The organism is Psychrobacter sp. H8-1, assembly GCF_904846575.1.
GTDB classification, from domain to species: Bacteria; Pseudomonadota; Gammaproteobacteria; order Pseudomonadales; family Moraxellaceae; genus Psychrobacter; species Psychrobacter fulvigenes.
In genome coordinates this window covers 136,125-155,629 of the sequence record NZ_CAJHBG010000001.1, presented here as the reverse complement: position 1 = coordinate 155,629, position 19,505 = coordinate 136,125, and the positions used below count along the sequence as shown (strand labels likewise).

The 19,505-nt window shown below is 43.7% G+C and carries 18 protein-coding genes; 9 read left to right on the top strand and 9 right to left on the bottom strand.

The features are described from left to right. Positions 1 to 90: 90 nt before the first annotated feature. Together phoB and dtd are read right to left on the bottom strand one after the other, a co-directional pair. Positions 91 to 795 carry a phosphate regulon transcriptional regulator PhoB gene (gene phoB / locus JMY01_RS00705; protein WP_201573518.1) on the bottom strand — a complete coding sequence of 235 codons (705 nt, stop codon included), beginning with the start codon at positions 793 to 795 and terminating at the stop codon, positions 91 to 93. Between the two features lie 168 nt (positions 796 to 963). Beyond that, entirely contained in the window at positions 964 to 1,419 is a 456-nt protein-coding gene (gene dtd / locus JMY01_RS00700) for a D-aminoacyl-tRNA deacylase (protein ID WP_201573508.1), read from the bottom strand. Between the two features lie 118 nt (positions 1,420 to 1,537). Between dtd and asd the strand changes: the two genes are divergently transcribed. Then, positions 1,538 to 2,392, top strand: a complete 855-nt coding sequence (asd, locus tag JMY01_RS00695) for an archaetidylserine decarboxylase (RefSeq protein WP_201573506.1) — start codon at positions 1,538 to 1,540, stop codon at positions 2,390 to 2,392. A gap of 211 nt (positions 2,393 to 2,603) precedes the next feature. Here the strand turns inward: asd and JMY01_RS00690 are convergent, their stop codons facing one another. The 4 genes from JMY01_RS00690 to fadB all read right to left on the bottom strand — a co-directional run bounded on the left by JMY01_RS00690 (position 2,604) and on the right by fadB (position 7,721). Continuing rightward, positions 2,604 to 3,206, bottom strand: a complete 603-nt coding sequence (locus JMY01_RS00690; RefSeq protein WP_201573504.1) for a DUF1287 domain-containing protein — start codon at positions 3,204 to 3,206, stop codon at positions 2,604 to 2,606. A gap of 103 nt (positions 3,207 to 3,309) precedes the next feature. Next, entirely contained in the window at positions 3,310 to 3,888 is a 579-nt protein-coding gene (locus JMY01_RS00685) for an isochorismatase family protein (RefSeq protein ID WP_201573502.1), read from the bottom strand. Positions 3,889 to 4,159: 271 nt separating this feature from the next. After that, entirely contained in the window at positions 4,160 to 5,332 is a 1,173-nt protein-coding gene (fadA, locus tag JMY01_RS00680) for an acetyl-CoA C-acyltransferase FadA (protein ID WP_201573500.1), read from the bottom strand. Positions 5,333 to 5,561: 229 nt separating this feature from the next. After that, the gene (gene fadB / locus JMY01_RS00675; RefSeq protein WP_201573491.1) at positions 5,562 to 7,721 is read right to left on the bottom strand and encodes a fatty acid oxidation complex subunit alpha FadB; all 2,160 of its coding nucleotides are present in this window, start codon (positions 7,719 to 7,721) and stop codon (positions 5,562 to 5,564) included. Positions 7,722 to 8,308: 587 nt separating this feature from the next. Here fadB and JMY01_RS00670 point away from each other — a divergent pair. The 3 genes from JMY01_RS00670 to JMY01_RS00660 all read left to right on the top strand — a co-directional run bounded on the left by JMY01_RS00670 (position 8,309) and on the right by JMY01_RS00660 (position 10,735). After that, a complete protein-coding gene (locus JMY01_RS00670; protein WP_201573482.1) occupies positions 8,309 to 9,349 on the top strand; it encodes a polyprenyl synthetase family protein in 1,041 nt (346 codons plus the stop codon). 37 nt (positions 9,350 to 9,386) lie between these two features. Beyond that, complete coding sequence (locus JMY01_RS00665; protein ID WP_265089829.1) at positions 9,387 to 10,202, top strand: DUF72 domain-containing protein; 816 nt, start codon at positions 9,387 to 9,389, stop codon at positions 10,200 to 10,202. Between the two features lie 191 nt (positions 10,203 to 10,393). Further along, positions 10,394 to 10,735 (top strand): hypothetical protein, encoded by a 342-nt coding sequence (locus JMY01_RS00660; RefSeq protein WP_201573480.1) that lies wholly within the window; start codon positions 10,394 to 10,396, stop codon positions 10,733 to 10,735. On the opposite strand, the gene JMY01_RS00655 is transcribed toward JMY01_RS00660, so the two are convergent. The 3 genes from JMY01_RS00655 to JMY01_RS00650 all read right to left on the bottom strand — a co-directional run bounded on the left by JMY01_RS00655 (position 10,736) and on the right by JMY01_RS00650 (position 12,968). After that, entirely contained in the window at positions 10,736 to 11,278 is a 543-nt protein-coding gene (locus tag JMY01_RS00655; protein ID WP_265089828.1) for an IS630 family transposase, read from the bottom strand. After that, on the bottom strand, positions 11,229 to 11,582 hold the full coding sequence (locus JMY01_RS14005; RefSeq protein ID WP_227677608.1) for an IS630 transposase-related protein: 354 nt from the start codon (positions 11,580 to 11,582) through the stop codon (positions 11,229 to 11,231). The genes JMY01_RS00655 and JMY01_RS14005 overlap by 50 nt, the downstream gene beginning before the upstream one ends. 756 nt (positions 11,583 to 12,338) lie before the next feature. After that, on the bottom strand, positions 12,339 to 12,968 hold the full coding sequence (locus JMY01_RS00650) for a superoxide dismutase (RefSeq protein WP_201573479.1): 630 nt from the start codon (positions 12,966 to 12,968) through the stop codon (positions 12,339 to 12,341). A gap of 536 nt (positions 12,969 to 13,504) precedes the next feature. Between JMY01_RS00650 and rdgB the strand changes: the two genes are divergently transcribed. The 5 genes from rdgB to JMY01_RS00625 all read left to right on the top strand — a co-directional run bounded on the left by rdgB (position 13,505) and on the right by JMY01_RS00625 (position 19,498). Further along, positions 13,505 to 14,146: an RdgB/HAM1 family non-canonical purine NTP pyrophosphatase gene (gene rdgB, locus JMY01_RS00645; RefSeq protein ID WP_201573477.1), complete on the top strand. Its 642-nt coding sequence runs from the start codon at positions 13,505 to 13,507 to the stop codon at positions 14,144 to 14,146. Between the two features lie 398 nt (positions 14,147 to 14,544). Further along, the gene (tig, locus tag JMY01_RS00640) at positions 14,545 to 15,888 is read left to right on the top strand and encodes a trigger factor (protein ID WP_201573468.1); all 1,344 of its coding nucleotides are present in this window, start codon (positions 14,545 to 14,547) and stop codon (positions 15,886 to 15,888) included. A gap of 338 nt (positions 15,889 to 16,226) precedes the next feature. Beyond that, positions 16,227 to 16,859, top strand: coding sequence for an ATP-dependent Clp endopeptidase proteolytic subunit ClpP (gene clpP / locus JMY01_RS00635; RefSeq protein WP_201576976.1), 633 nt, complete (start codon positions 16,227 to 16,229; stop codon positions 16,857 to 16,859). 116 nt (positions 16,860 to 16,975) lie between these two features. Next, the gene (gene clpX, locus JMY01_RS00630; protein ID WP_201573466.1) at positions 16,976 to 18,250 is read left to right on the top strand and encodes an ATP-dependent protease ATP-binding subunit ClpX; all 1,275 of its coding nucleotides are present in this window, start codon (positions 16,976 to 16,978) and stop codon (positions 18,248 to 18,250) included. Between the two features lie 225 nt (positions 18,251 to 18,475). Continuing rightward, positions 18,476 to 19,498 (top strand): SDR family oxidoreductase, encoded by a 1,023-nt coding sequence (locus tag JMY01_RS00625; RefSeq protein ID WP_201573456.1) that lies wholly within the window; start codon positions 18,476 to 18,478, stop codon positions 19,496 to 19,498. Positions 19,499 to 19,505 lie beyond the last annotated feature (7 nt).

Genomic DNA, 19,505 nt, shown 5'->3' with positions numbered 1-19,505 from the left:
TTTTAAAATCGCTACAAGGTGACCGACCGCAGATAGTACACTAAGTACATCTAGGCCGGGTAACACCGTAGCGGTTTAAAAGTGCTCCGACTATATGTTTTCAACCAGACTAGAAAAGCGATAGCCCGTACCGCGAACGGTTTGGATCAAAGTGTCGCAGTCGTGGGGCTTTAATAATTTACGTAAGCGCCTGATGTGTACATCAATGGTCCGATCTTCGATATAGACGTTACCGCCCCAAACCTGATCTAATAGCTGCGTTCGCGTATAGGCACGCTCTGGATGACTCATAAAAAATGCCAATAGACGATACTCTGTCGGGCCAATCTCAATGGTTTTCCCAGCAGCGGTGACGCGTTGGCTTTTGGGATCTAGGCTCAGCTTACCTACTTCGATGGACTTGTCAGCGCTGAGCGCACTACTGCGACGCAATACTGCCTTGATTCTCGAAATCAGCTCACGCGTTGAGAAGGGCTTGGTCATATAATCATCAGCACCAGCATCAAGACCATGAACCTTACTATCTTCTTCACTTTTGGCCGTCAGCATAATGACAGGTATCTCAGCGAGCAATTCATCATTTTTGAGCATTCGACAAAAATCAATACCGCTTTTGTCTCCTGGTAGCATCCAATCTAATAAGATGAGCGCAGGACGGTGATCAACCACTTGCTGGTGCGCCTCTGATACGTCAGCTGCCTGCAAGCTATCGAATCCAGCCATCTCTAATGTCATTACAACCATCTCACGAATCGCAGGCTCATCTTCGACAATCAAAATCTGCTCATTATACATACGACAACCTTATTATAAAGCGTTGGTAAGGATTATAGGGTGCGAGAATTTAAGGTGCAAAAAAAGACGATAAATACTCGTCAATGTGCGTCTATTAAACGCATTAATTATGACAGTTTGATGACAATTAAGTTTTAAACCACTTTTAGCGATTTAAACCATAGCGATTCACACCACCTCTAATAAAAAGTTTAGCGGACCATCATTGATGCTTTCGACCTGCATATTGGCACCAAACTGACCAGCTGCGATCTTTGGATACTGAGTCTTGGCATAAGCAACTAGCTGCTCAAACAAAGCTTGGGCAGCATCAGGTGCCATTGCTGGGCCAAAGTCAGGGCGACGGCCTTTGTCTGTCTTTGCCATCAAGGTAAACTGCGGCACCAACAATAACCTGCCAGCAACTTGCTGCACGTTTAGATCTAGCTTGCCATACTTAGCTGGGTCGCTTTCATTCTCAAAAATACGATAGGTGAGGATTTTATCGATCATCCGCTGCGCATTTTGGAAGGTATCATCATGTCCCAAGCCAATATATGCCAGTATACCCTGCTCAATTGAGCCAATACAGCTTCCATCAACAGAGACGCTAGCACGATTGACCCGCTGGATAAGTGCTTTCATTGATTAGCTCCTTTAACGATTATGGTCATACAGTCAGCTGCTGACCATGATAAAATATCAAGATTAATGATTCTCTAGTGCTACTTTCTTATTTTAATAACTATTTTGGTCACCTATCATGAATTTATTTACTACCATTCAACAGTTTGTGCCACAACAAAAAATCAGTAAAGCTGCTGGACGTCTAGCCGCTAGCCGTCATCCAATGGTGAAGCGTGCTTTTATCCGCAGCTTTGCCAAGGCCTATGATATCAGCTTAGAAGATTATGAGCGTCAGAGCCTGAATGCTTATGAAAGCTTTAATGATTTTTTTACTCGTGAGCTCAAAGACGATGCCCGTGCTATCGATACCACCGCACAGGGCATCGTCAGCCCTGCTGATGGGTTGATCTCTCAGTTAGGGCAGATACAAGACCACAAGCTACTACAAGCTAAGGGCAGACATTACGACATTGGGCAGCTACTTGCTAATAACGAAGATGGCAACTATTTCGCTGATGGCAGCTTTGCCACCGTCTATCTCGCCCCTAGCAACTATCACCGTGTACACATGCCGTTCGCGGGAACTTTGATCAAGACCCGTTATGTACCAGGCACCCTGTTTTCAGTCAATACCACCACTGCCGCCAATGTTCCTGATTTGTTTGCGCGCAACGAGCGTTTGGTTTGTCTGTTTGATACCGAATACGGTAAAGCTGCTGTTGTATTGGTCGGGGCGATGATTGTCGCCGGTATCGAAACCGTAGCCACAGGCAAAATTGCGCGCACCAACGATATTCAAGAAGCGGATCACGACATGAAGCTTGAAAAAGGCGATGAGCTTGGCCGCTTTTATCTGGGCTCAACTGCGATTGTCGTATTACCGAAAGCCGCCAAAGCTGACTGGCAAGATAATATAATGGCTAATACTGCTGTACAAATGGGGCAATTGCTTGGCTTAGCTAATAATATCAGTATCGAAGAAACTGAGTAATACCAGATCCAAAAAATACGATTAACTTTGTCAAAATTGCTAAGCCTACTAAGTGTAGTACTTGCGCAAGTTTTCCGCATTACTCTAATTTTTGGATTTGGTATAAGCTTAAAAAGATAAAAACCTAAGCAGTAAAAAATGCCAATAATATGAGCCATACTATTGGCATTTTTGTGACCAGACTGTGAGAACTGATAGCGAAAATGAAAAACTAATAGCGAAGATGCTTGGTGATAGGATAAGCAAACAGAATATTTTCTTCTTGCGTACCACGGCCAATATTATGAATAATGAGCGGCGTGCCATCCGCGGCCTTATTATCAGAGACGATACCGATATGGGGTAAGTTACCATTTGGCAGCCGCCAAGTTACAATATCACCAGCTTTAAAACTGTCTTTATCGGTAATAGATAACGACTGGCCGTGACGCTCAAAGTAGACTTCAAGGTTGGGTACACGGCGATGATCGATGTTTCTATCGGTTGATTTTAGTCCCCAATGCTTTGGATACGCTGACCAGTTCGTCTTCATATCATGGTTGACCAGCTGCTGCAAATCGATGTTTTGCAAGCGATACGCACGCACTATCACGTCAGTGCAGACGCCAGTCTCTATTGGCACATCTCCGCGAGGAAACGCCAACTTACGATACGCAGGATCGTAGCTGACAGTGACACCGATTTGTTTTTTGGCATCCAGCGCCAGCTTGTTACCACTACTAATAGGACTCGCAGCAACGGTAGGTTGTATGAGCATGACTGACAATACAACAGCTAGAAGACTCTTTGAACCGTAGCGCTTGGTCCTATTCATTCATTCTGCCTTGCTCTGATGGGTATTTAAGTTATGTCATGGTACTAAAGGTGAGCATTGAGCTCTATTTTCCTAAAAGCATGTAAAACCGTTAATTTTCTATCTATTTAATCAAATTACTAATGGTCTTAAATGCAGGGTCTTTACTGCTACGGCATAATTCAAACAAGATTGATTCAACCGTCGTTATAACCGCGCCCGCACGGCGGATACGGCGAATGGCTTGCTTTTTATCATAAGGGAACCTTGAGCCAACCGCATCAGCAATGATGACTGGCTGCATACCGTTATCGAGTAGATCAAGCGCTGTTTGCATCACACAAACATGAGCTTCGGTTCCGAACAATAAGACAATACTACGGTTTTGCTGCGCAAGATAATTCCATGAATCATCATTATCACAGGCGCTAAAAGTTACTTTTTCAAAGCTTTTGGCATTATCACCTTCTAAGACTTCAAGAATTTCGGGTAAAGTATCGCCTAGACCTTTTTTATATTGCTCATTGAGCATGATTGGAATATCAAGCGCTTGCAGTCCCTTAACCAAAGTAATGATCTTTTTGACGATGTTCTCATTGTCATAGATGTGTGGCGCCAAACGCTCTTGGACATCGATCAGCATGGCTTGCGTGTTTTCACGGGCAATACGATAGGTGCGGTCGGTAATTATAGTAGATGACATAGTACATACACTCCTTGTACGCTTGCAGCAACTGGCTGCAGACCAAATAACGGGGTTATTTATAGTTATAAGATACGCTCTTATTTAGTCATATTTTGTTCAGTCCGTCAATGAACATCCTCTGCAGTAACAACTTATGAACACTGTGTCATCAATAACACACTCTGCTGTGCACAATAAAAAAGCCCCCAGCCAATAACTGAGAGCTTTTACTAATACAACTATTTATCTTTTACCAAATCACTGCAAATTGCATTGTAACTCTAAAAACTTACACACGCTCAATGATAGTAGAGATACCTTGACCAAGACCAATACACATAGTCGCAAGGCCAATTTCAGTATCCATCTGCTCCATTGCGTTTAGCAAAGTAACCGTGATACGCGCACCTGAACAGCCGAGTGGATGACCAAGAGCAATCGCGCCACCATTGATATTGATGATGTCTTGCTTATCCGTCAAGTTCAGCGCTTTTAGTACTGATAAGCCTTGTGCTGCAAACGCTTCGTTGAGCTCGATAGTCTGCATATCATCGATGCTCATGCCAGCACGTTTCAGTGCTTTTTGCGTGGCAGGGACAGGACCGTAACCCATGATAGCGGCATCACAACCAGCGACTGCCATGCTACGGATACGAGCACGTGGCTTGAGACCAAGATCTTTGGCTTTTTGAGCGCTCATGACCAACATTGCCGCCGCACCATCAGAGAGTGCAGAGGACGTCGCCGCTGTCACCGTACCGCCTTTTGGATCAAAGGCTGGACGTAGCTTTTGCATTTGCTCCAAGGTGGCATCTGGACGAATCACTTCATCGACGGTACATAACTGCAAGCGTCCAGCTTCATCATGCCCTTCGATACCGACGATCTCATTGTCAAAACGGCCTTCGGTAGTCGCAGCCCATGCGCGGCGATGTGATTCAAGACCAAAGGCGTCTTGCTCTTCGCGGCTGATGTTATTCATACGACCAAGCATCTCAGCCGTCAAGCCCATCATGTTTGAGGCTTTGGCATAGTGCTTAGAAGCCGCTGGGTTTAGATCGATGCCATGCATCATCCCAACGTGACCCATATGCTCAACACCACCGATGATGAAAGTATCGCCTTGATTGGTCATGATTTGCGCAGCGGCAGTATGTAGCGCTTGCATAGACGAGCCGCACAGACGGTTAACCGTTTGACCGCCAGCTGTCTTTGGAATACCAGCCAGTAGACCGATGTTACGGCCGATGTTCATGCCCTGCTCTAGTGTCTGGTTGACACAGCCCCAGATAATATCTTCGATATCATTGGTATCAAAGTCATTACGCTCAATCAACGCACGTACTAGCTCAGCTGATAGATTGTCTGCACGTACATGACGGAACATACCGTTTTTGGTTTTGCCCATCGCTGAACGTACACCGTCTACGATGACCACATCTTTTGGACTTAAAGTTGTCATACTATCTTCCTTTTCAATTTTTATTGTCAGTGTAGTCAATTCACTTTAATTCTATTAAATCATTCATCTCGCTTAACATACGATGTGTACCTTTATGCTTGATTTGCTGATATTAGAATCTAATCGAACCAACTATAACCGTACGTCTGTCATTGAAGCCTATCGATCATTCAATAGTTGTCGCTCTCAAGAGCAAACGTACGGCACTTATCCTATTTCGGTATGCTCATTAAGCGGTTGGGTAAAAAGTCTCGCCTGCGGCTGCCATGTCGCGAATCTTTTGCGGCGCTTCATAGGCTTTGCCAAGGTGCGCATACTTCTCGCACAGTGCCAAGTAATTCTCTAGACCCATCTGGTCGATATAACGGCAAGGACCACCACGGAACGGCGGGAAGCCAACGCCCATGATCATCGCCATATCAGCTTCGCTTGGTGTCGCTACGATGTTGTCCTCTAGGCAACGTACGGTTTCATTACAGAAAGCCAGCATGGTACGGTCGACGATGGTTTGATCATCAAACTCTTGCTTGTTGCTGTCAGTGGTTTCTTGCAGCAAGGCATAAGTGGCATCATCAGCGACTTTCTTTGGCTTACCACGCTTGTCAGTTTCATACTTATAGAAACCAACGCCGTTTTTCTGACCCAAACGCTCGTTCTCGTATAGATGCTTGATGGCACCTTTATAGTCAGGCTTCATGCGATCTGGGAAACCTTCTGCCATGACTTCTGCGCCATGTACACCCGTATCAAGACCGACGACGTCGATTAGATACGCAGGGCCCATTGGCCAGCCGAATTTTTCCATGACTTTATCGACATGAACGAAGTCAGCGCCTTCTTTAAGGAGCAAATCAAAGGCACCAAAGTACGGGAACAGGACACGGTTGACTAAGAAACCTGGGCAATCATTGACCACGACAGGTACTTTGCCCATTTTGGAGGCCAGCGCAACGGTCGTCGCAATGGCTTCTTCAGAAGACTTCTCACCGCGGATAACTTCTACCAGTGGCATACGATGTACTGGGTTAAAGAAGTGCATGCCGACGAAGTTTTCTGGACGCTCAAGTACCGTCGCCAGATGCGTGATAGAAATCGTTGAAGTGTTAGATGCCAAAATCGCATCTTTTTTCACTAAGCCTTCTACTTCTTTTAGTACCGCATGCTTAACTTTTGGATTCTCTACGACCGCTTCGATAACGATGTCAGTATCGCCAAAGTCACCATAATTGAGCGTTGGACGAATACGGCTTAAGGTCTCACCCATTTTGGCTGGCGTCATCTTACCGCGATCAACCATTTTGGCCAAGATTTTGCTGGCCTCACCCATACCCAAATCCACTTGCTCAGATTTGATGTCTTTCATGATGATTGGCAAGCCTTTACTGGCTGCCTGATAAGCAATACCGCCGCCCATGATACCAGCGCCTAGTACGGCAGCTTCGTTGATGTCATGTGCTTGCTTGCTGTGTTTTTTCGCTAGTTTTTTGACCAGCTGATCGTTTAAGAACAGTCCCACCAAGCTTTCTGCTTGTGGTGTTTTCGCCGCTTTGGCGAAGTAAGTCGCTTCCACTTCAATCGCTTTGTCACGTGGCAGATTCACATGCTTTTCAATCGCTTCAATAGCGAGCGCAGGCGCAGGATATTGCTTAGGATTGGCTTTGGCAAAGATCATGCCTTTGGCGCTATTGAATGCCATCGCTTGCTCAAGCTGATTGAGCTTAACTGGATTTAGTTTCTCTTCACGCTTGGCTTGCCAATCAAGCTCACCTGAGATACATCTTTTGACCAGATCTACTGCCGCATCTTGTAAATCATCAGCAGCGACGGTGGCATCAACCAAGCCTAGCTTTAAAGCATCCAACGCTTTTTGGGGCTTACCAGTCGCGATGAGCTCAAGCGCATTATCGATACCAATCACACGTGTACTACGAACCGTACCACCAAAGCCTGGGAAAATACCCAGTTGAGTTTCAGGTAAACCGATGATTGCCTTATCACTCATAACGCGATATTCACAAACCAAGGTCATCTCACAACCGCCTCCAAGGGCAGCACCATTGATTGCCGCTACTTTTGGGAATGGCAGGTCTTCAAAGCGGTTAAAGGTGTCATTGATACCAATAACCCAATCTTTAATGTCACTTTCTGGCTTCTTAAACGAGCCAACGAATTCAGTGATATCAGCACCAGCGATGAATACGCCTTTGCTTGAGGTGACGATTAAACCTTTTACCTCATCAGACTGCTCAAGTGCATTAACTGCTTCGGTAAACTGCTTATTGGTTTCAGCATCGAACTTGTTCACGCTCTCATTTTCGGCGTTGTACTGCATGTTGGCGATGCCATCCTCTAGCATTGTCACCGTGATGCGATTTCCTTGGTATACCATTTGAAACTCCTTGCTATGTAATAAAAGCTATGTATTAAAAAATTATAAAAGCTACGTTTTAAACTTAAAAAATAGCCGTTTATTGTTAGTAAAACGAGTAAAATCACTGCCAATCACAGCAGTGGCGATGTCTTTATTATCCAGCGCTCAATTGCATGGCGCGTCGTTATTATCCTGAGTGTTTTTACTTAAGTTTAAATCTAATGACTTAAACTGTAAGCTCATAGGCCATTAGACCATTTTTGACGTCAATTAGTGTAGGGGATTATGCCCCTGACTGTCACAGCTTAATGCCAGACTCGTAAGTCACTATTAAATCTATGCCAAGTATATCCATGACTATCCTCTACTTTAGAAGAAGCCTTTTTTATACTTCTATCAACGTCTAAAACAGGATTTAAAATATACAAATTATTTCGGGCTAGCTCAATAACTTACTCTCTCATCAAAACATATGCAACCAACAAGTGAAATCTTCAATACCTAATCAATGGAGACCTTCATTCAAGTATGCGTGTAAGCCGAATAAGCTATCATGTTACACTAGCACCATTTCTACTTTTATTCACCTTGTGGTTGGTTGAGTTATGTCTATTTCTTCTGCGCCTCGCTTTGTTCCTTTCACCGATTTTGAGCAGTTTCACAGCGCTTTGCGTACGCAACTGGCGCAAGATATTGATTTATTGTTTACTTACGCGAATCTGCCAAGTCCGTTAGTTGATGCTTGCCGTTATGTGATGACGGGTCAAGGTAAAGGCGTACGTCCGTTATTGGTTGCGAGTAGCTTTGCCAGTATTGCTACAAGTGTTCATCCGACTGATCTGTTAGCTGACGATGCAACGCTTGCAACCACAGCGACAACGGATAGTCTAGAGACGCTTTTGGACGATGACTCACGCTACGATATGTGTCGGCGTGCCGCTTTGGCAGTAGAGCTACTACACACCTATTCACTGGTACATGATGACTTGCCTTGTATGGACGATGACGACCTACGTCGTGGACAGCCGACCGCCCATATCGTCTTTGAGGAATCGACAGCACTGCTAGCAGGCGATGTACTGCAAACATTAGCCTTTGAAGTATTGACTGCCGACCTACCAACCTTTGCGCCTTTTGATGTTCATATCGCCAGTCAGCTGTTAGCGGTTTTTGCACCGCGTGCGCGACGTATGGTCTCAGGTCAGATGCTCGATCTAAACGCAGAGGCCAGCACTGATATTTCACAAGAGGATCTAGAAGCCATCCACCGTGATAAAACAGGAGCACTCATCGAAGCTGCTATGCTCATGGGTGGGATTTGTGCTGGTGCGACTGCTCCGCAGCGTATGGCATTACAAGAATGCGCGCAACATATTGGTCTCGCCTTTCAAGTACAAGATGACATCTTAGACGTCACCACCAGTACCGATGCTTTGGGCAAACCTGCTGGCAGCGATGAAAAGTTAGACAAGTCTACTTATGTGAAATTGATGGGCGTAGACGCTGCCAAAAGCTACGCGCAGTCACTGTTTGATGACGGACGCGCAGCCATCGTTCGTGAGTTGAGCAGTCGTGAACTTAATGACAGTGCAGATAATCAAGCGCTTATTGCTCTAATAGAATGGCTCTGGGCACGTAAAAAGTAAGCGCTCGCTATAAGTATAAAAAAGGGCTATATAAATAATGGCAAACCATCTTCCCCGTATTTACCTTGGCACTGGCGGTTATAGCGACACCGACCTGCTCGGTACGCTATATCCAACTGGCACCAAGAAGACGGACTTTTTACGGGAGTACGCCAAGCAATACGGCGCGGTTGAGATTAATAGCACCTTTTATGCACCTATTGGACAAAAAGCCTTTGCCGGTATGGTCAATAAAGCCTATGTGCAGGCGGACAGTGAGTTAAAGTTTGCCGTCAAGCTACATCAAGACTTTACTCATGCACGCAGAGGCACTGCCGAACATGCGCAAGCGTTTCTTAATGCTCTCACGCCACTTATCGAAGCCAACGCTCTAGCGCCACTACTGCTGCAATTCCCGCATGGCTTTGATCGTACCCGTGAGCATCGTCTATATCTGGCAAATCTGGTCAGTTGGTTTAAGGACTATCCGTTAGCCGTTGAGTTTCGTCATAACGGCTGGCATACCCCGCAAGTGGTCGATAGCTTTATCGAGCAAGGGTTGATTTGGTGTAGCGTTGATTATCCCAAAGTCAGTGGTCTACCGCCGTCACGACTGATATTTACTGAGCGTACTGGCTATCTGCGTATGCATGGTAACAATCTAAACTGGTGGGATGCGATGAGCGCAGCCGACCGTCATGATTATCGTTATAGTCACGAAGAAATGAACGACTGGGCACAAGCCATTGCCAATCAGCGTCAGCATTTTGATACGCTGTATATCTTCTTTCAAAATACCGTCAATGCGCATGCGTATTATAATATTGCGATGCTCAGGGAAGCGTTAGCGGCGCATAACTTTGAAGTATTGTAGGGTGTCGCCTTGCGCATCTTTAAGCTTTGAACTATAAACCTATATAAATAACGGAAATATCTTCAACTATATAAAATTCATGTTGTTGACTATGTATAAGATGGTGCGACGGGTGCGTCCTCACTATTCTTTAACTAAAAAACTTGCCTTAGAGTTTTCAAAAATTACAATTTTACGGATTAAAGTATTTCATGACAGGTGATATTGAAGATACAAAAAAGACTATAAATGATTATATAGAATGGATATTTAGCCATATTTCTATTGTAGTACTTATTCCCTCTTTTCTAGGAGCAGTTTGGCAGATTTTAGAATTATCGAGCATTAATGTTGCTTATATTAGATTCTTTTCTATTAGTCAGATACCTATTGACGGTACTCTCATACTGTTTTTGCTTATATTTCTATTTGGCATGAGTAAGATTACGATGGCACTTGTAAAGCATAGTTTCGAGAAAAAAATTGAAATGTTTGAAGATGAAAGCTTACTTGAGAAAACTAAACTTAAATTAAATCAGGATATAATAATATAGTCAATCCACAATAAAAGAGATACAACCCATATCATGAAATAGCTTAGGCAGATTATTCTCCATCCAGCCTTGGCGTAGAAACTTAGCTTGAGCCCATTTCTTTTCAATGGGATTAAGATCAGGACTGTACGGTGGTAGCCACAAAATACGATGACCATGTCTGTTGAGTAGTTTTTGGATACGCTTATTTTTATGAAACCGAGCATTATCCATGACAATAACGCATTTGGTTTTAAGGCTTGGGATTAGTGTTCGTTTGCACCAGTTGTAGAATATGGTGCTGTTAATATTCTGCTCAAAGTAATCAAGCGCAAACAGCATTTTTTCATACAATGCCCCGATGACATTCGTACGCTTTTTTGCTTGCCAGTTGTAGCTATCTATACAGGGTGTACCTATCGGTGCATAGCCATGAGAGCGGATAGTCTCGTGCTCAAAGCCGCTTTCATCCATATAGACAATGGGATAGCCTTGCTGTTTAAAGTGATCAAGCCTACTCTGGAATATCGCTCTTTTGATCGGACAGGCTTTTGGATGTTCCAAGGTCTTTTTTTTGACTGATACCAAGACGCTTTAAGGCAATCTCAATGCCTGATTTGCTACAATTTAAACGCTGTGCTCGCTCATACATGTAATCGTCTGGATATTGCGCAACGTCTTGAAGAAGTGCTTCATTTGGTATTTTACTGGGTGCTTTATCCCGAGATTGTTTGATTGTTGGGTTTTTCAACCAGCGTTGTAATGCCGTCTTGCTAACGTCATAGAAAGTACACGCTTCACGAATAGTCATGTCTTTGTTTTTGACGCTTTTGATCACTTGCGCCCGGAAGTCTGCAGAATAAGTCATCGTTATTAATATCTTTCTCTTAGTTTTAATAGTATTGTATCTTATTTATAAAAGACCGACTATAGTCAGTGTCGTCTGTATAATATTAATATGCTCAACAGCATACTTTATACCAACTCTTTATGCAGATATGTTTCCTAACGCACCTATCGCCACAATACTTCTCGTATATGTGAATATTTCCGGCCTAATGTTATATCTAGCTCAGCTTTTTGTACTTATCGGTGTAAAATTGGGGGTTAAAGATAAAGACACCAATCATGATGTTTTTAAACAAAGAGTTAGAGATTTTCTTGATAGACATAAGCAACCAATCTTTTGGTCTTTTGTTTTTAGCCTAGTGATTATCATCTCTACTTTTTTTGTGCTTTTAAAGCTATTTAGTCAAAGCTTCATATTGCCTACTAACTTATATAATACTAAAAACCTAGAGGCAATAATATACAACGAATTTAAGACCAAAGATTATAATGTAGAGTACTTTAACGACAAATATATTTTTGTTGAATTATGCACAATTAATAAATGTAGCCATCCGTTAGACAGAGAAATTGTTATATATCCCACGGAAAAAGTTTTGTTTAAAACTACATATGGAAAGGTATGGACTGGGTATTTTACAACTTCTGAACCTGTCGATAATTAAGATAATCTCTTGTTAGTCGTTTCTTATAGAACCATTCAAGAACCATAACACTAAAAAAAGGACGCCTCGCAGCGTCCTCTTTTTTTAATCAAATACTAAGTGATTAAAGATTACTCTTCAACACCAGCATCTTGACCTTTATATTTTGCATTTGCGTAGTCCCAGTTCACTAGCTTGTCTAGGAACGTATCAACATAGTCAGGACGACGGTTGCGATAATCGACATAGTACGCATGTTCCCATACGTCACACGTCAATACAGCTACTTGACCATTCGCTAGTGGTGTACCAGCATTGCCAGTCTTAGCAATTGATAGTTTGCCGCCTACTTTGTCAGCGACTAGCCATGCCCAACCTGAACCAAACTGAGTCAATGCTGCGTTTTTGAACTCTTCACGGAACTTATCATAGCTACCGAAATCTTCTTCGATTTTAGCTTTTAGATCGCCCGTTGGCTCGCCACCACCATTGTCTGGAGTCATACAGTTCCAGTAAAACGTGTGGTTCCATACTTGTGCTGCTTGGTTAAACATACCTTGCTTGCTATCATCATTAGCTGTTGCTTCGATGATTTCTGGCAGTGTTTTGTCTTCTAAGCCAGAACCAGGTAGCAATTCGTTTAGCTTGTTTACATAAGCTGCGTGGTGCTTATCATGATGGTATTCTAGAGTTTCGGCACTGATATGTGGTTCAAGGGCGTCTTTTGCATACGGTAGGTCTGGTAGAGTAATCTTTGACATAATTATTTTATCCTTGCTTATTTGGCCACTCATATTTTGGCTATCTTAAAAAAAGATACAACAAAATATCGAGCTAAATTGGCTGAGTTTATTGTTAATGAATGTTTATTATTGCTTGATGTGCTATTGCGCACCAAAATGAATCTAAGTAACAAAGAGCAATAAGTAACTTCGTACTTATTGTATTGTTAACTTTAAATTCACAAGCGATAAGCTATAATTCACTGTAGCTTGATAACCATTATAGCAATAGTAACCGACAATATCAGTTACCGAATGTTATAGACAGCGGTTACTTGGTACTAATTTGTCAAAATCCAGTGAAAACTTGCAGAAATTAAGTACTTTCTGACCAAATTTGACAATAACTGCCCTAAAGCAAAAGCTGCTCTAGAATAAGTGCTATCCTAACAAGTCACCTGCTGACTATTAACAGTGACAATCCTATACTAGATAATGGTCAAAATACAACCGCAGTATCAAGCTATCTATATTCGTTTTAGTCTCATTCATTCTTATATTTACGGACATATTTTATGAGCGCTGCTGTATCGTCTTCCGCATCTAGCCACAACCAATGGGTACTCGCCAGTAATAACAAAGGCAAACTATCAGAGTTGCAGAGGCTTTTCGCTGAAGCTAATCTTGGTATTAGCATCGTACCTCAAGGGCAGCTGGACATCGAAGATGCGGTTGAAGATGGTTTAAGCTTTGTCGAAAACGCCATTATCAAAGCGCGTCACGCCAGTCGCATCAGCGGATTGCCTGCGATTGCTGATGATTCAGGTCTGTGCGTGCCAGTACTCGGCAATGCGCCAGGCATCTACTCTGCCCGTTATGCTGGCGAACACGGCAATGATACGATGAACAACGCCAAACTCATCGCAGACTTACAACCTATTCGGGAGCAGCAGCCTGACGCTCCTATTAAAGGGATGTTCGTTTGTGTACTGGCACTGGTACGCCACGCTGATGATCCACTGCCCATTATCGCGCAAGGTTTATGGCAGGGTGAGATTTTAGCGTCGCTACAGGGCGATGGCGGCTTTGGTTATGACCCACTGTTTTGGTTGCCTGAGCTGCAAGCAACGGCTGCAAGCTTAAGCGCTGCTGAAAAAAACAGCATCAGCCATCGTGGACAAGCTATTCACAAACTTTTAGCACAGTTGCCTTTATAGAATGTACCCTATATAGAATGAACAGTATTATAAGGACGGCTTACTTTAATATAATGCTGTTTTAGCTGACTGAATTAAAAAACTGGCGACTTAACTGCTACAAAGTGAATCGACCGTAAACAGATAACTTTTACTTTAATTAACAGATAGATTATACTGTTCTACTTTTAAAATTTTATTGTAAGAAGCCAATTGTCTTTACCGCCTATGAAAGAGCGTGATTATTCAAGCGCAGTAGGTAAAATAGCTGGCGACTTATTATTGATATTCGATGCCAGATAGTGCCATTCGCATTATCTGGTTATTAATGTCCCCTATTCATTCCAATGGCAATCAGCCACCCTGCACGCTTTGAGGACTGATTGTTTGTTATTTTAACCATTAAAGGTGTAATCAACATGGCTACAGATTTACAGATCACAACCAACAAGCTGTCTGAAAAAGAAACTCAGCTGACTGTTAAAGTTCCCGTTGAAAAAATTCAAAACAAAGTCGAAGGCCGCATTCGCCAAGTTGCGAAAACTGCCAAGATTGACGGTTTCCGCAAGGGTAATGTGCCGATGTCACATATCCGCTCTCAGTACGGTGCTGGCATTCAGCAAGAAGTGATCAACGATGTGATCCGTGATACCGTATTTGAAGCCATCAAAGCTGAAGACATCCGCGCTGTAGGTATGCCAAATATCGACGACGTAAAACTTGAAGACGACTTCTTGGTTTATCAGGCGACGGTTGAGATCTTCCCTGAAATCGACGTGCAAGGTATCAATGAGATCGAAGTTGAGCGTCATACTGCGTCTGTGCAAGACGAAGACGTTGACACTATGATTGAAAACCTACAAAAGCAGCGTGCTGAGTTCGTTGAGAAAAAGGGCATGGCGGCCAAAGACAACCAAGTCACTTTTGACTTTGAAGGCTCTATCGATGGTGAGAAGTTCGAAGGCGGCTCAGCTGAAGACTTCAAACTCATCATGGGTAGCGGTCAGATGATTCCAGGCTTTGAAGATGGCATCAAAGGCATGAAAGCAGGCGAAGAAAAAGTCATCGACGTGACTTTCCCAGAAGACTACCAAGCTGAAAACCTAGCAGGTAAAGAAGCTCAGTTCAAAATCAACGTAAAATTAGTTGAAAGATCGAAAATGCCTGAAATCGATGAAGAGTTCCTTGAGCTGTTCGGCGTAAAAGAAGGCGGTGTTGAGAAGCTTAAAGAAGACGTACGCAAAAACATGGAACGCGAGATCAAAAATGCTGCGCGTAGCCAGGTTAAGCAAGCGACTTTTGATGCACTATTAGAAAAGAATGAATTCGATGTGCCTAACGCTATGCTAGAGCAAGAAATCGACCGTCAACGCAACATGATGATGCAGCGTTTCTCTCAGCAGTTCGGTGCCAGTGCTGACAGCTTTGATAAAGACATGCTGCCTAATGAGCTATTTGAAGAGCAAGCATTACGTGCTGCCCGTCTTGGTATCATCGTAGCCCGTGTCATCGATACGCAAAATCTAGAAGTGGATCAAGACCGCGTTGAAGCATTCATCAAAGAAGCGGCAGAAAACTACGAAGATCCAGCAGAGGTAATTGAGTACTACACCAATGACAAGCAGCAACGTGCTAACATTGAGTCTGTGGTTCTAGAAGACCAAGTGGTTGATTATCTGATTGATCAAGGTAACGTCACTGATAAAGAAGTCAGCTACCAAGACCTACTGGCTGCTCAGCAACAGCAGCAGCAAGGTATGTAATCCAGCGTATTCGCGCTACTGATTTAGAATTTATGATGAATGCCCTAACAACTTGTTAGGGCATTTTTATTCGTGGATTATGTGCTAACCCCTTGATAAAGGTATACAGACCCCTTATTAATAAGGGATAATTGTTCACATAGCCACGTTTACTACTATAATCATAACCATACTATAACCATATCAGCTACATACATACTGACTGATTCTTTTATTGATTAGTATCTAGGTATTTACCTTATATAATATAGCCCTTTATTTTATACACTTCCTTATTTATAGGACATTTTATGACAGATTATGATCGCATTACGTCTAACCCTCACTTTGATACTTTAATGAGTGCACACAATGCTCAAGGTGCCCAAAATGCTCAAAACGCCTTAGTACCGATGGTTGTCGAACAATCCTCACGCGGTGAGCGTTCGTTTGATATCTTCTCACGTCTATTACGTGAGCGCGTTATCTTTTTGACGGGTCAAGTCGAAGACAACATGGCCAACTTAATCGTGGCGCAGCTGCTATTTTTGGAAGCTGAAAACCCTGATAAAGACATCCACTTGTATATCAACTCACCAGGTGGTGTGGTGACCGCAGGTATGGCAATTTATGACACCATGAACTTCATCAAGCCTGACGTGTCTACCATTTGTCTAGGTCAAGCTGCCTCAATGGGGTCGTTCTTGTTGTCTGCTGGTGCAAAAGGCAAACGCTATGCCCTTGCAAACTCACGCGTCATGATTCACCAACCACTGGGCGGTTTCCGTGGTCAAGCTTCGGACATCGAAATTCATGCCCGCGAGATCATTGAGCTAAAAGCCAAGCTGAATCGTCTACTCGCAGAGCATACTGGTCAGCCTGTTGAGCGTTTGGATAAAGACACCGACCGCGATAACTTTATGAGCGCTGAAGCCGCCAAAGACTACGGCTTAGTTGATGAAGTACTAGAGCGCCGCCCTGCTTCTTTATAAAGACAGTCGCTCTATCGCTCAGCAACATGAGACAAATAATAATACCAATTCAGAAAACTAAAGAGTAAGGCGTTTTTTGGATTGGTATAAGCTTTAAATTTTAGGAGTGCCTTTATATGGCAGAAGATAATAATCCGCAGTGCTCGTTTTGCGGTAAAGCCAAAAGCGAAGTCAAACAACTGATCGCCGCTGACGATGCCAATATCTGTAATGAGTGTATTGAACTATGTACTGACTTAATCGCTGACAGCGCCGAAGAGGGTGATGACGATAGCGAAATTGATACTTCTTGGGTCAATAAAAAGCTACCAACCCCGAAGGAGCTGCGTGCCAAGCTTGATGAATATGTCATCGGACAGGACGCAGCCAAAAAAGCCTTGGCTGTTGCGGTTTATAACCATTACAAACGCCTCAAAGTCAGTCAAACACTCGCAAAAGACAGTAAAAAAGCCAAGATTGGCGCTGATGATGCGATGGTAGAGCTTGCTAAAAGTAACATCTTGCTCATCGGTCCAACGGGCTCGGGTAAGACCTTACTGGCGCAAACTTTAGCACGTCTGCTTGATGTGCCGTTTGCGATGGCGGATGCCACGACCTTAACCGAAGCAGGCTATGTCGGTGAAGATGTGGAGAACATCGTACAAAAGCTGCTGCAAGCTTCTGACTATGATGTCAGCAAAGCTGAGCAAGGCATCATTTATATCGATGAGATTGACAAAATTAGCAAAAAAGGCGACAACCCGTCTATCACGCGTGATGTGTCAGGCGAAGGTGTACAGCAAGCCTTGCTAAAGCTTATCGAAGGGACGGTTGCCGCTATTCCTCCTCATGGTGGACGTAAGCATCCGCAGCAGGAGCTGATTCAAGTTGATACCAGCAACATCCTTATTATCGTTGGTGGTGCATTTGCTGGTCTTGATAAAGTCATTCAGCAGCGTACTGAAAAGACAGGCATTGGCTTCAATGCCGATGTTAGCTCAAAAGATGACAGCCGTCGCAGCTCAGATTTATTGCAACAAGTAGAGCCTGAGGATTTGATTAAGTTTGGTCTCATTCCTGAGCTGATTGGTCGTCTGCCAGTCCTCGCTGCGTTACAAGAGCTTGATGAAGAGGCCTTGGTACAGATTCTCACAGAGCCAAAAAACGCGCTTGTGAAGCAGTACAAATACCTGTTCGATATGGAAGGCGCTGAGATTACCTTCACTCAAGAAGCACTGGATGCAATCGCCAAAAAAGCAATGGCGCGCAAAACAGGGGCTCGTGGCCTGCGCTCTATCTTAGAGAACGCTCTGCTTGAGACCATGTACGAGCTACCATCGATGGAAAACGCAAAGCTGGTCACTGTCGATGAAGCCGTCATCAACGAAGGCAAAACACCGAAAGTTGCGTAGTCTGCTTTTTCTTAGTCTGACTTTATACCAATCTAGTCTATAAAAACGGCGTCTGGCATCATTGCTAAGACGCCGTTTTTATATCTGTGATTTGTAAAACTTTTAAATAAAGTGACATATGCGTTTATCAATCGTTCTGAGTACTGGATACAAATCATGCTAAGGTAAACCTTAAAATCTTTACTTTAAATCCATCAATATCAATGATACAAAGGACTGTTTATCATGGCCAATACCATTACTGCAATATTGCAGAAGCGCACTCCCCTGCTTGCAAACCTTTTGCCAACCACTGCTAACGATACCGATATAAAAGACTACTATCACAACCATGTCGCTGCTATCACTGGTGCAGGCTCTGGGATGGGCCGTGCCCTTGCTATGCATTTGGCCAAGATGGGCTGTCACGTGGCGCTATCAGATATCAACGCCGAACAGCTCGCAGAAACCCAAGAGCTGCTCGTCGGTTACGATATCAAGGTCACCACTACCGTACTCGACGTCTCAGACAATAAAGCCGTTGAAGCATGGGCGGACAGCGTGATGAGCGAACACGGCAAAGTGAACTTTATCTTTAACAATGCTGGAGTTGCGCTGTATTCTACTGTCGAAGGTAGCAGCATTAGCGAGCTTGAATGGGTGATGGATATCAATTTTTGGGGCGTGGTTTACGGTACCAAAGCCTTCTTGCCATTGATTAAAAATAGCGTAAAACTCAGTGAAACCGATAACGATGGCAATCAGAACAATAAATCACGTCAGTTCACTGAGCATGGTCATATCATCAATATCTCAAGTTTGTTTGGCTTGACTGCGCAGCCTTCACAGTCTGCCTATAATGCCAGCAAATTTGCCGTGCGCGGCTTTACCGAAAGCCTGCGTCAAGAGCTTGATATCCAGTGCTGCGGCGTGTCAGCGACCTGTATCCATCCAGGGGGTATCAAGACCAATATCGCCAATAGTGCCCGCGGCAATAATAGTATAAATGATATCGGTATGCGCGCTGGCCCCAAAGCCATCAAGAGCTTTAATAAGCTTTTAAAGTTCGACGCCAACGAGGCTGCTTGGATTATCTTGCAAGCGGCAGCGGCAAATCAGCCGCGCTGTTTGATTGGCAACGACGCCAAGATGATCGATGCGGTGCAGCGTGTCTTTCCAGCGCGTTATAGCAAGGTACTGAACGACGTCAATAAGCTCTCGCGTAAGCTAAAACCACGCCGCAATAAAAAACCCAGCGCCACGATATAATCTGTTT

Coding starts and splice junctions, on each gene's coding strand:
- clpX (WP_201573466.1), top strand. CDS start 16,976: ATGGCAGAAGATAATAATCCGCAGTGCTCGTTTTGCGGTAAAGCCAAA.
- JMY01_RS14005 (WP_227677608.1), bottom strand. CDS start 11,582: ATGACTTATTCTGCAGACTTCCGGGCGCAAGTGATCAAAAGCGTCAAA.
- JMY01_RS00660 (WP_201573480.1), top strand. CDS start 10,394: ATGACAGGTGATATTGAAGATACAAAAAAGACTATAAATGATTATATA.
- JMY01_RS00625 (WP_201573456.1), top strand. CDS start 18,476: ATGGCCAATACCATTACTGCAATATTGCAGAAGCGCACTCCCCTGCTT.
- rdgB (WP_201573477.1), top strand. CDS start 13,505: ATGAGCGCTGCTGTATCGTCTTCCGCATCTAGCCACAACCAATGGGTA.
- dtd (WP_201573508.1), bottom strand. CDS start 1,419: ATGAAAGCACTTATCCAGCGGGTCAATCGTGCTAGCGTCTCTGTTGAT.
- phoB (WP_201573518.1), bottom strand. CDS start 795: ATGTATAATGAGCAGATTTTGATTGTCGAAGATGAGCCTGCGATTCGT.
- fadB (WP_201573491.1), bottom strand. CDS start 7,721: ATGGTATACCAAGGAAATCGCATCACGGTGACAATGCTAGAGGATGGC.
- fadA (WP_201573500.1), bottom strand. CDS start 5,332: ATGACAACTTTAAGTCCAAAAGATGTGGTCATCGTAGACGGTGTACGT.
- JMY01_RS00670 (WP_201573482.1), top strand. CDS start 8,309: ATGTCTATTTCTTCTGCGCCTCGCTTTGTTCCTTTCACCGATTTTGAG.
- JMY01_RS00650 (WP_201573479.1), bottom strand. CDS start 12,968: ATGTCAAAGATTACTCTACCAGACCTACCGTATGCAAAAGACGCCCTT.
- JMY01_RS00685 (WP_201573502.1), bottom strand. CDS start 3,888: ATGTCATCTACTATAATTACCGACCGCACCTATCGTATTGCCCGTGAA.
- clpP (WP_201576976.1), top strand. CDS start 16,227: ATGAGTGCACACAATGCTCAAGGTGCCCAAAATGCTCAAAACGCCTTA.
- tig (WP_201573468.1), top strand. CDS start 14,545: ATGGCTACAGATTTACAGATCACAACCAACAAGCTGTCTGAAAAAGAA.
- JMY01_RS00665 (WP_265089829.1), top strand. CDS start 9,387: ATGGCAAACCATCTTCCCCGTATTTACCTTGGCACTGGCGGTTATAGC.
- asd (WP_201573506.1), top strand. CDS start 1,538: ATGAATTTATTTACTACCATTCAACAGTTTGTGCCACAACAAAAAATC.
- JMY01_RS00690 (WP_201573504.1), bottom strand. CDS start 3,206: ATGAATAGGACCAAGCGCTACGGTTCAAAGAGTCTTCTAGCTGTTGTA.